Below are 9869 nucleotides of genomic sequence, written 5' to 3' on the forward strand. Positions count from 1 at the left end.
GCCCCGCAGGGGCGGGGACCACGACTGGTCGCCCCCGGGGGCCGCGACTAGCGTTCGGTCATGGCAGACCGAGTCCGGGAGCCGGGTGGCGGAGCCGTGCCAGGAGGCGCGCGGCGACCTGCCGCGCCTGCCCGCCCGAGCCCTCCCCGCGGGAGGTGGTCGCCGCTCTCCTGAGGCCAGCACCGCGCACCGCAGCGCACCGCAGCGCGCCGACGAACGGCGCGCCGTCCCGTCGCAGCTTGGAGGACCACCGTGGAGATCGTCGTCACCGCCCGCCACACCGAGGTGTCCAGCCGCTTCCGCCGGCACCTGGAGGAGAAGCTGGCCAAGGTCGAGCAGCTGGCGCCGAAGACGCACCGGCTCGAGGTGGGCGTGAGCCACGAGGCGAACAAGCGCCAGGCGAACGCCTGCGACCGCATCGAGATCACCCTGCTCGGCAAGGGGCCCGTGGTGCGCGCCGAGGCCTGCGCGGCCGACCCCTACAGCGCCCTGGACCTGGTCCTCACCAAGCTCGTGGAGCGCCTGCGGCGGGCCAGTGACCGCAAGAAGGTCCACCACGGCAGCCGGCACCCGATGGTCTCGGTGCGCGAGGCCACCGGCGCCCTCGAGCCGGTCCCGGTCTCCGAGGACCAGCAGGAGCTGCCGCTGGGCGCGGCCGGCGCCCCCGTCGCGGTCGACGGCGCGCTGCCCGACGCGGCGTCCGGTGCGGCGTCCGGGGCCGTTCCCGACGACGTCGCCGCCGAGTGGTCGCTGGGGGAGTCCCCGGTCGTCATCCGCGAGAAGGTGCACGTGGCGCGCCCGATGGGGCTCTCCGAGGCGCTCAACGAGATGGAGCTCGTCGGCCACGACTTCTTCCTCTTCACCGACTCCACCACCGGGTGCCCGAGCGTGGTCTACCGCCGCCGCGGCTGGAGCTACGGCGTGATCCGCCTGGCCGGCGACGCCGACCAGGCGCAGGAGATCGCGCGCGCGGTCGCGGAGGCCAGCGCCGCGGCGGCCGCAGGCGTGGACGGCTCGCCGGTCGAGGCTCCCGCAGCCGCCGAGCGCCAGCAGGTGGCGGCGGGCTGAGGCGCCTGCGGGCCGGGTGGCCCCGGTGATCCCGGTGACCGAGTCCGACCGATTCGTCGGACTCGGTGGGATGCCGGGGCCGAGCCTGGCACCATGGCCTGCAACGCGGAGAGCGCATGGACGCTCACCGCTGGTGAGCCACGAGGTGGGGGGCGCGTGTCTTACGGCGCGAGCAGTGGGGCAGGACGAGGTGGTCTGCCCGGGCAGCGGACGGGCGCGAGGCCGGAGAGGGATGTCGTGATCGACCTGACGGGGGAGCACCAGCCGGGCGACCCGGTGCGCGTGCTCGTCGCCGACGACCACGCGCTCTACCGCCGGGGCCTGGAGATGGTCCTGCAGGCCGAGGACGACATCGACATCGTCGGCGAGGCCGGAGACGGGCTCGAGGCGATCGCGAAGGCGCGCGCCCTGCTGCCGGACATCGTCCTCATGGACCTGCGCATGCCGCGCCGGTCGGGCATCGAGGCCTGCTCGGCGATCAAGGACGTCGCTCCGGCGACCAAGATCGTCATGCTGACGAACAGCGACGAGGAGGCCGACCTCTTCGAGGCGGTCCGCGCCGGGGCGAACGGCTACCTGCTCAAGGACGTGCCGGGCGAGGACATCGCCGACGGCCTGCGCGCGGTGATGGGCGGCCAGTCCCTCATCAGCCCGTCGATGGCCGGCGCCCTGCTCACCGAGTTCGCCGCCCTGTCCAAGCGCCCCGAGCAGCGCCCCTCGATCCCCGTGCCGCGCCTGACCGAGCGCGAGGTCGAGGTGCTGCGCCAGGTCGCCCGGGGCATGGGCAACCGGGAGATCGCCACGACGCTCTTCATCAGCGAGAACACGGTGAAGAACCACGTGCGCAACATCCTCGAGAAGCTGCAGCTGCACTCGCGCACCGAGGCCGTGGTCTACGCGGTCAAGGAGCGCATCCTCGACATCAGCTGACCCGGTCAGCGCGCCCCTGCGCGTGTCAGAACGACGACGTGCCCCGGCGCGTCGTCGTTCTGACACCTGGGGCGGGGCCTCGTCGTCCACAGGCCTCCAGCGCTGCAGGCCCGGCGCGCTCCAGGGTGGGCGGGTGTCCGGTCGTGCTGGAGCGATCGCGCTGCGCCCCGACCTCGCCCGGCTGGCCGCGGTGCAGGTCGGCGCCCTGTCCCGAGCCCAGCTCGCCGCGGCGGGGGTCACCGCCGACGACGTCCGCCACCAGGTGCGCAGCGAGCGGTGGCAGGTGGTCGGGCCGCTCGTCGTGGTGGTGCACACCGGTCCGCTGCCACCCCCGACGCGGCGGTGGGCCTCGGTGCTGTCCGCAGGCTCCGGTGCGGCCCTGTGCGCCTGGACCGCCCTGGCGCAGTGGGGCCTGTCGGGCTGGGAGCGCCCGGGCGTGCACGTCGTCGTGGCGCGGGGGCAGCGACCTCGCCGGCTCCCCTGGACCGTGGTCCACGAGTCGCGGCGCCACGGGCCCGACGACGTCACCCACCGGGACGGCCTTCCGCTGCACGCGGTGGAGCGCGCGGCGCTCGACGCCGCCGCGTGGTCGCGCTCACCGCGCGCTGCCGGGGGCGTGGTCGCCGCCGTCGTGCAGCAGGGGCTCAGCACGGCGGAGCGGCTGCTCGCCGCCGCGGACACCGTGGGGCAGGTGCGCCACCTGGCCCTCGTGCGCGCCACGCTGGCGGACGTCACTGCCGGCGCGCACTCCATGGCGGAGGTCGACCTCGGGGTGCTGTGCCGGCGCGCCGGGCTCCCCGAGCCCCAGCGCCAGCAGCGCCGTCGCGACAGCACCGGGCGCTGGCGCTACCTCGACGCCGAGTGGTGCCTGCCCTCGGGGCGTCGCGTGGTGCTCGAGGTGGACGGCGTGGGCCACCTCGAGGTGCGGCGCTGGTACGACGACCTGCTGCGGATGGCCGAGGTCGCGCGTGCGGACGACGTCGTGCTGCGCCTCCCGGCGCTGGCCCTGCGCGCGGACGCCGACCGCGTGGTCGCCCTCCTGCGCGCCCACCTCCGGCCGCCTGCCTGAGCTGTCAGGACGAGGGCGTGCCAGGGTGCGTGCTCGTGCTGACAGGTCAGGTGCGGCGGCGCCCGGAGCGGATGACGGCGGCGCAGGCGCGGCGCACGGCCCTGGCCAGCCAGGGCTTCACCGACCCCCGCCCGAGCGGCGAGGCGACCCTGCGGCACCTGCAGCGGGTGGTCGACCGGGTGGGGCTGCTCCAGATCGACAGCGTCAACGTGCTGGCGCGCAGCCACTACCTGCCGCTGTTCTCCCGGCTGGGCCCCTACGACCGCGAGCTGCTGCACCGGGCCTCGCAGCGCTCGCCGCGGCGGCTCGTGGAGTACTGGGCGCACGAGGCGAGCTTCGTGCCGCCGCAGACGCACCGGCTGCTGCGCTGGCGGATGGCCCGCCACGCCGACGACGCCTGGGGCAGCATGCAGCGGGTCGCCGCCGAGCACCCCGGTGTGGTCGAGGCGGTGCTCGCGGAGGTCGCCGCGCGCGGGGCGATGACCGCCCGCCAGCTCGAGGCCGCCCTCGCCGCCGACGCCCCGCGCGAGCGCGAGCAGTGGGGCTGGAACTGGAGCACCGTCAAGCGGGCGTGCGAGCACCTCTTCTGGGCCGGCCGGCTCACCGCGGCCGGACGGACGAGCCAGTTCGAGCGCCGCTACGACCTGCCCGAGCGCGTGCTGCCGCCGCAGGTCGCCACCGCGCCCGACCCCGACCCGGCGGACGCCGTCCGCGAGCTCGTCCGGATCTCCGCCCGGGCCCACGGGGTGGCCACCGAGCCGGCGCTGCGCGACTACTTCCGCCTGCGCCCGGAGGCCTCCCGGGCCGCGGTGGCCGAGCTGGCGGACGCCGGTGAACTGCTGCCCGTGCAGGTCGAGGGCTGGGCGCGGCCGGCCTGGCTGCACGTCGACGCGCCGTGGCCCCGGCGGGTGGCCGCTCGCGCGCTGCTCTCGCCGTTCGACTCCCTGGTGTTCTTCCGCGAGCGCACCGAGCAGCTCTTCGGCGTCCGCTACCGCCTGGAGATCTACGTGCCGCAGGAGCAGCGGGTGCACGGCTACTACGTGCTGCCGTTCCTCCTCGGCGACGCCCTCGTGGCCCGCGTCGACCTCAAGGCCGACCGGGCCCGGGGCGTCCTCGTCGTGCAGGCCGCCCACGCCGAGCCCGGCGCCCCGGGGGAGACGGCGGCCGAGCTGGCCACCGAGCTCGCCGCGATGGCCGGCTGGCTGGGGCTGGACGCCGTCCAGGTGGCTCCCCGGGGCGATCTCGCGCCCGCCCTCGCACGGGCGGTCCAGGCGGCTCAGGGGGCGTAGGCGCCCGCCACGGTCACCTGGTTCGGGCGGGCGTCGTCCTGGCGCAGGCCGGCCGCGCGGAGCGCCTCCTCGACGACGTCCTCGCCGTCGCGCATCGCGTGGTCGGGCGTGAGCGCCTGCACCAGCAGGACGACCTCCAGCGTCGTGCCGTCCGAGCTGAGCGCCACGGAGCCCTCCAGCGCCGCCGGGTCGGCCATCGCCGGCAGGCGGTCCAGCGGCAGCGCGCTGCGCACGGCCGTGACCAGGTCGGTGCCGTCCTCGGTGCCGTCCTCGGTGCCGGAGCCGCTGCCGGCCCCCGCGCGCTGCGGCCGGCCGCGGCCGAAGAGGTCCACCACGACCGTCACGCGGTGCAGGCCCGGGGCTCCGGGGGAGTCCTCGCCGCCGACCGGGTCGGGCACGCCCGTCAGGGGGTTGCTCGTCATGCGGCCAGCGTGGCCGATCCCGGGCCGTCCGGCGCGGCGGGGCGGGCGGGGCGGGGGTGGGCGGTGCACGGCCGCTCAGGCCTCCTCGGCCAGCAGGTCGTAGCGGACGAAGTCGGTGCGGGTGCCGTCGCGCAGCCGCTCGGCGCGGCGGTCGACGCCCACCTCGGTGAAGCCGGCCTTGACGGCGACCCGGCGGCTGGCCGCGTTCTCGCGCGCCGCGAGCAGCACCACGCGCTCCAGCCCGAGACCGCCGGCGGCCTCGGGCGCCAGGGCGTGGCGGGCGACGAGCGCGACGGCCGCCGTGGTCACCCCGCGCCCGCGGGCCGCCGGGTGGCACCAGTACCCGATCTCCGCCGACAGGGCGCCCTCCGCGAGCCGGAACAGGCCGACCTCGGCCACCTGGGGCCCGTCGTCGGGGCCGCGCACCGCCCAGTGCACCGCGGCGCCGCGGGCCTGCCGCTCCTGGCAGCCGGCGACGTGGGTCACCGCGTCGAGCAGCGTGTACGGGCAGGGCAGCGAGGGCAGCCACGCCTGCGTGCGGGCCTCGGCGCAGGCCTCGGCGATCCGGGCGACGTCGTCGGGCACGTGGGGGCCGAGCCGGACGCCGTCCCCGACCAGCGGCACCGCCTCCAGCCACCGGTGCCGGGGGCGCAGCGGGTCGTCCCAGCGCAGCGAGGCGATCCAGGCGTCGCTGCGCTCGTCGTCGCGGACGAGGAGGTCGCGCACGGTGCCCTCGACGGCGAAGCCGCACGCCCACAGCGCGCGGCGGGCGGCCCAGGCGCCGACCTCCAGGCGGGCGTGCACGACCTGGAGCCCGAGCTCGACGAACGCCCAGGTCAGCAGCAGGCGCAGGGCGGCCGAGGCGGAGCCGCGCCCGCGGGCGGGGCGGGCCAGGGCGCCGGTGACCCAGGCGCCTCCGGCCTCCTCGGGCTCCAGGACGAGCACCCCCGCGAAGCTGCCGTCGACGTCCACGGCCAGCGGCAGCCAGGTGCCGGCGTCCCAGCCGCGCTCGGCCCGCTCGGCGAGGAGCTCGCCCTCCTCGGCGCGGGCGTCGGCGAGGCCTGCCGGCCGCGGGAGCCACCGCTGCACGTCGCGGTCCGCGGCCAGGGCCATCACGGCGGGAGCGTCGGAGGCCCGGAGCCCGCGCAGCGCCACGGCGTCCTCGCCGAGCTCGGGGCACCGCACCTGGCGAACACTCGTCCAGCGCCCGTCCCACGGCAAGCCGGGAACTACGATGAGGGCGCCGACGGCGACGTCGCCGGCGCCGCCGGGACACACGGGTCCGTGCCCGGCGCGGTGGGCGAGGAACGGGAGAGCGCTTCGTGGCGAGCGTGCTGGAGAAGCTGCTGCGTGCTGGAGAGGGCCGCGTCCTGCGTCGGCTCTCGGGGCTCGCAGACCAGGTCAACGCGCTGGAGGACGACTTCCTCAAGCTCTCCGACGCCGAGCTGCGCGAGGAGACGGACCGCTTCAAGGCCCGCCTCGCCGACGGCGAGACGCTCGACGACCTGCTGCCCGAGGCCTTCGCCGCGGTCCGCGAGGCGGCGCGGCGCACGCTGGGCCAGCGCCACTTCGACGTCCAGCTCATGGGCGGGGCGGCGCTGCACCTGGGCAACATCGCCGAGATGCGCACCGGCGAGGGCAAGACCCTCGTCGCCACCGCGCCGGCCTACCTCAACGCGCTCACGGGCGGGGGGGTCCACGTCGTCACCGTCAACGACTACCTGGCCGGCTACCAGAGCGACCTCATGGGCCGGGTCTACCGCCACCTGGGCCTCACCAGCGGCACGGTCACCGACGGCATGCCCCCCGCCGAGCGCCGCCGCCAGTACGCCGCCGACATCACCTACGGCACGAACACCCAGTTCGGCTTCGACTACCTGCGCGACAACATGGCCTGGAGCGCCGGTGAGCTCGTGCAGCGCGGCCACCACTTCGCGATCGTCGACGAGGTCGACTCGATCCTCGTCGACGAGGCCCGCACGCCGCTGATCATCTCGGGCCCCGCCAGCGGCGACGCGTCCAAGTGGTACGCCGAGTTCGCGCGGATCGCCCGCCGCCTCGTGCGCGACACCGACTACGAGGTCGACGAGAAGAAGCGCACGGTCGGCGTCCTGGAGCCGGGGATCGAGAAGGTCGAGGACACCCTCGGCATCGAGAACCTCTACGACTCCGTCAACACGCCCTACGTCGGCTACATCAACAACGCCGTCAAGGCCAAGGAGCTCTTCACCCGCGACAAGGACTACGTCGTCATCGACGGCGAGGTCCTCATCGTCGACGAGCACACCGGGCGCATCCTCGCCGGCCGCCGCTACAACGAGGGCATGCACCAGGCGATCGAGGCCAAGGAGGGCGTGGCGATCAAGGCCGAGAACCAGACCCTCGCCACGATCACCCTGCAGAACTACTTCCGCCTCTATGACAAGCTCTCGGGGATGACCGGCACGGCCGAGACCGAGGCCGCCGAGTTCCAGCAGACCTACGGCCTGGGCGTCGTGCCCATCCCGACCAACCGGCCCATGGCCCGGGTCGACCAGCCCGACCTGGTCTACAAGACCGAGGCGGCCAAGTTCGACGCCGTCGTCGCCGACATCGCCGAGCGCAGCGCCGCCGGCCAGCCGGTGCTCGTGGGCACCACGAGCGTGGCCAAGAGCGAGTACCTGGCCCAGCAGCTGCGCGCCCGCGGCGTCCAGCACGAGGTGCTCAACGCCAAGCAGCACGCCCGTGAGGCCGCCATCGTGGCGATGGCCGGGCGCAAGGGCGCCGTGACCGTGGCGACCAACATGGCCGGCCGCGGCACCGACATCATGCTCGGCGGCAACGCCGAGTTCCTCGCCGTCTCCGAGCTCGCCGAGCGCGGGCTGGACCCGCAGGAGAACGCCGAGGAGTACGACGCCGCCTGGCCCGACGCCCTCGCCCGGGCCCAGGAAGCGGTCGCCTCCGGCCACGACGAGGTCAAGGAGCTCGGCGGCCTGTACGTGCTGGGCACCGAGCGCCACGAGTCCCGGCGCATCGACAACCAGCTGCGCGGGCGCTCCGGGCGCCAGGGCGACCCGGGCGAGTCCCGGTTCTACCTGTCGCTGACCGACGACCTCATGCGGCTGTTCAACTCCGGCATGGCCGAGACGCTGCTGACCCGGGCGGGCATCCCCGACGACGTCCCGCTGGAGTCGAAGATGGTCTCGCGCGCGATCCAGAGCGCGCAGTCGCAGGTCGAGGCCCGCAACTTCGAGATCCGCAAGAACGTCCTCAAGTACGACGACGTCCTCAACCGCCAGCGCGAGGTCATCTACGCCGAGCGCCGCCGCGTGCTCGAGGGCGAGGACCTGCACGAGCAGGTCGGCCACTTCATCACCGACGTGGTCACCGGCTACGTCACCGCCGCCACGTCCGAGGGCTTCGCCGAGGACTGGGACCTCGACCAGCTCTGGCAGGCGCTGCGCACGCTGTACCCGGTGCAGCTCACCGTCGCCGAGGTCGAGGAGGAGGCCGGGGGCCGCGGCCTGGTCACCCAGGCGATGCTCGTCGAGGAGCTCACCTCGGACGCGCAGCAGCAGTTCATCGCCCGCGAGCGCCAGCTCGGCGAGGCGGCGCTGCGCGAGCTGGAGCGCCGCGTGGTGCTCTCGGTGATGGACCGCAAGTGGCGCGAGCACCTCTACGAGATGGACTACCTGCAGGAGGGCATCTCCCTGCGGGCGATGGCCCAGCGCGACCCGCTCGTGGAGTACCAGCGCGAGGGCTACCAGCTCTTCCAGGCGATGCTCGACGCCATCAAGGAGGAGTCGGTCGGCTACCTCTACAACCTCGAGGTGCAGGTCGCGGCCCCGGCCGAGGCCGAGGCCGTGCCCGACGCGACGCCGGCCCTCGTCGCCCCCGGCCTCGACGCGGAGGCGGCCCGCCCGGAGCGGCTGCAGTACACGGCGCCGTCCGCCGACGGCGACGTCGAGGTCAGCGGCGGCGGCGTCGGCGGCGGGGCGCCCGAGGGCGGCAACCGGCGCGACCGGCGCAACCAGGCCAAGCGCCGGGGCTGATCAGCCGACCTCCAGCGCGGTGACGCGCCACCGCCCGTCCAGCCCCTCCAGGCGGACGGCGACGGCGCGCACCCGCTGGCCGTCCTGGACGACGACGGCCGCCTCCGCGACCCCGTCGCGCGGCGTGGTGAGCACGACCCGCCGCACGGCCGCGCGCCGGGCCGGGGGCCGCCGTCCGCGCACCCGGGCCGTGAGCGCCGCTCGCCGCTGCACGCCGGCGTAGACGTCCGCGGACAGCCACCGCAGCAGCTGCGCGGCCGGGCGCGCGCCGGAGAGCACCTCGACGACGGCCTGCACCACGCCGGCGGTGACCGGGCCCGGGTCGGGCAGCGCGCCGGACGGCGTGGGCTGGGGCGCGAAGAACGCGTCGCCGCCCTGCTCCTCGGTGGCGCTCAGGCGCAGGGCCAGGACCCCCTGCGCCGCGGGCTGCGCCAGGCGCGGCGGGCGCGGGGCGCCGAGGGGGTGCGGCTCCGCGACGGGGGCGGGGAGCACCCGCAGCGGCGGCAGGGCGGCGGGGGAGCTCATCGGGCGCCTCCCGCGACACCGGTGCCGCCCGCGGTGCCCGCGTCGGCTGAGTCGCCCGGGGGCCGCAGCACCTGGCCGGGCAGCAGCAGGTCGGGGTCGTCGCCGACGACGTCCTGGTTGGCGCGCCACCAGCGAGGCCACTCCGCGGCCACCGCGGCGGCTCCGGCGCCGGGGGGCAGCGAGCGCTCGGCGACGGCCCACAGGGTGTCGCCCCGGCGCACCACCACGTCGCCCTCGCCGCCGGAGCGCGGCGGGGAGACCAGGCCCAGAGAGGGGACCGGTGCCTGAGTCCTCGGCACGGCCGCCGGCGCGGGCGCCCGCCACGGCTGACCCTCGGCCGGCCACCCGGGCCCGGTGACCGGGACCGGCGCGGTGGTCGCCGCAGCGGCGGTCGTGACCGGCAGGGCGACGGCCGGCGCGGCGACGCCGAGCACCCCGACGCCTCCGATCACCCCGACGCCCCCGATCACCCCGACGCCCCCGATCACCCCGACGCCCACGGCGCCGGCGGCCAGGCGCCGGACCACCGCGGGCA

General features: G+C 76.0%; 9 protein-coding genes. 5 read left to right on the plus strand and 4 right to left on the minus strand.

Translation table 11 applies throughout. The annotated features are described in order from the left end of the window. Positions 1-252 precede the first annotated feature (252 nt). The 4 genes from hpf (at position 253) to AC5FZL_RS12585 (ending at position 4356) form a co-directional block, all read left to right on the plus strand. Entirely contained in the window at positions 253-1068 is an 816-nt protein-coding gene (gene hpf / locus AC5FZL_RS12570; protein WP_493619106.1) for a ribosome hibernation-promoting factor, HPF/YfiA family, read from the plus strand. A gap of 237 nt (positions 1069-1305) precedes the next feature. Further along, positions 1306-1998 (plus strand): response regulator, encoded by a 693-nt coding sequence (locus AC5FZL_RS12575; protein ID WP_493619107.1) that lies wholly within the window; start codon positions 1306-1308, stop codon positions 1996-1998. A gap of 133 nt (positions 1999-2131) precedes the next feature. Beyond that, positions 2132-3067: a hypothetical protein gene (locus tag AC5FZL_RS12580; RefSeq protein WP_493619109.1), complete on the plus strand. Its 936-nt coding sequence runs from the start codon at positions 2132-2134 to the stop codon at positions 3065-3067. A 71-nt stretch (positions 3068-3138) separates the two neighbouring features. Beyond that, positions 3139-4356: a winged helix-turn-helix domain-containing protein gene (locus AC5FZL_RS12585; RefSeq protein ID WP_493619121.1), complete on the plus strand. Its 1218-nt coding sequence runs from the start codon at positions 3139-3141 to the stop codon at positions 4354-4356. On the opposite strand, the gene AC5FZL_RS12590 is transcribed toward AC5FZL_RS12585, so the two are convergent. Together AC5FZL_RS12590 and AC5FZL_RS12595 are read right to left on the minus strand one after the other, a co-directional pair. Next, a complete protein-coding gene (locus tag AC5FZL_RS12590; RefSeq protein WP_493619111.1) occupies positions 4344-4778 on the minus strand; it encodes a hypothetical protein in 435 nt (144 codons plus the stop codon). The genes AC5FZL_RS12585 and AC5FZL_RS12590 overlap by 13 nt on opposite strands. Positions 4779-4853: 75 nt before the next feature. After that, positions 4854-6056 carry a GNAT family N-acetyltransferase gene (locus AC5FZL_RS12595; RefSeq protein WP_493619113.1) on the minus strand — a complete coding sequence of 401 codons (1203 nt, stop codon included), beginning with the start codon at positions 6054-6056 and terminating at the stop codon, positions 4854-4856. A gap of 44 nt (positions 6057-6100) precedes the next feature. Here AC5FZL_RS12595 and secA point away from each other — a divergent pair, with 44 nt between their 5' ends. Continuing rightward, positions 6101-8809 carry a preprotein translocase subunit SecA gene (secA, locus tag AC5FZL_RS12600; RefSeq protein WP_493619115.1) on the plus strand — a complete coding sequence of 903 codons (2709 nt, stop codon included), beginning with the start codon at positions 6101-6103 and terminating at the stop codon, positions 8807-8809. On the opposite strand, the gene AC5FZL_RS12605 is transcribed toward secA, so the two are convergent. Both AC5FZL_RS12605 and AC5FZL_RS12610 read right to left on the minus strand, forming a co-directional pair. Further along, positions 8810-9334 carry an Rv3235 family protein gene (locus AC5FZL_RS12605; protein WP_493619117.1) on the minus strand — a complete coding sequence of 175 codons (525 nt, stop codon included), beginning with the start codon at positions 9332-9334 and terminating at the stop codon, positions 8810-8812. Beyond that, the coding region (locus AC5FZL_RS12610) for a LysM peptidoglycan-binding domain-containing protein (RefSeq protein ID WP_493619119.1) at positions 9331-9869 on the minus strand (539 nt) is incomplete at its 5' end. The genes AC5FZL_RS12610 and AC5FZL_RS12605, both read right to left, overlap by 4 nt.

The sequence above is a fragment of the Quadrisphaera sp. DVD1 genome (assembly GCF_058932755.1).

What these genes read in the sequence shown, in the direction of transcription:
- AC5FZL_RS12585 (WP_493619121.1), top strand. Translation starts at nt 3,139, where the DNA reads ATGACGGCGGCGCAGGCGCGGCGCACGGCCCTGGCCAGCCAGGGCTTC.
- AC5FZL_RS12590 (WP_493619111.1), bottom strand. Translation starts at nt 4,778, where the DNA reads ATGACGAGCAACCCCCTGACGGGCGTGCCCGACCCGGTCGGCGGCGAG.
- AC5FZL_RS12605 (WP_493619117.1), bottom strand. Translation starts at nt 9,334, where the DNA reads ATGAGCTCCCCCGCCGCCCTGCCGCCGCTGCGGGTGCTCCCCGCCCCC.